The organism is Quyinboa mangrovi (genome assembly GCF_042219825.1).
In the GTDB taxonomy this organism is placed as follows: Bacteria; Bacteroidota; Bacteroidia; order Bacteroidales; family UBA5342; genus JBHJHP01.
In genome coordinates, this window is sequence record NZ_JBHJHQ010000058.1 from 1 (window position 1) to 790 (window position 790).

Consider the following 790-nt stretch of genomic DNA (forward strand, 5'->3'; position numbering starts at 1 on the left):
GTTCCCTGCTTCAGCCGAAAGAGGGTGGAGGCCAATTCATACGATCTCACACAACTAATCCCGGCATTAAATACAACGTTCCCGCGGTATGGTGTCGTGCGGTTGACTGTCCCACGGAGTGGAGACTGTCAAGCCGAAAACGACGGCATACGGAATGTGGAATTTCAAGTTAAAATAAAACCGCATGCACTATGACCGCGTGTTAGGCATAGTTGTTTTTTATTCAATCTTTATTTCTTGAATTGGAGGAATAGGTCTCGCATCTCTTAAGGCTTTCCCTTTCCTGTATTTTGATTTAATATACTGTCTTTGATTTTCAATATCAGAATACTCACTTAATATTGGTTGTCCAATAAAAATCCTAGAGTGCTTTTGTGGTGAATTTGGGATATACTCAACAGTATATTTCATCCCAAGGATTGCCATATCATAATAATTTCTGTCGTGTTGAAAATTCTGAAATCCAATGTATTTAACTCCATCAACAAGAAACTCAAACTTTAAAGAATACTGTCTGCCAGTATTGTCAGCACCTTTACTTCTGTTTATTACTGTCCCTATCGTTTCTTTGCCAAAATCAGAATAAAGTTCTTCTTCTTCAAGACGGTTGTTTCGAAGAACCATTAAAAGTGAAATAGCTACGACTATTAGCCCTAAGTATATTAATCTATCAATCTTTTTCTTGCTCATTCTTTGTATTTACAATTATGCCTAACGTTCCCGCGGTATGGTGTCGTGGCAGTTTCTTTCCGACGGGAAAGGAACTGTCAGGACGAAAAACGCGTGCAGC

2 protein-coding genes are annotated in these 790 nt (G+C 39.0%); one reads left to right on the forward strand and one right to left on the reverse strand.

Translation table 11 applies throughout. The features are described from left to right. On the forward strand, positions 1–195 hold a 195-nt coding region (locus ACE1ET_RS20545; RefSeq protein ID WP_375730304.1), incomplete at its 5' end, for a hypothetical protein. A gap of 24 nt (positions 196–219) precedes the next feature. Here ACE1ET_RS20545 and ACE1ET_RS20550 read toward each other — a convergent pair. After that, the gene (locus ACE1ET_RS20550; RefSeq protein ID WP_375730305.1) at positions 220–690 is read right to left on the reverse strand and encodes a hypothetical protein; all 471 of its coding nucleotides are present in this window, start codon (positions 688–690) and stop codon (positions 220–222) included. Positions 691–790: the final 100 nt, after the last annotated feature.

Bases quoted from the DNA above. Each gene is read 5' to 3' on its own strand.
- ACE1ET_RS20550 (WP_375730305.1), bottom strand. From the start codon at position 690: ATGAGCAAGAAAAAGATTGATAGATTAATATACTTAGGGCTAATAGTC.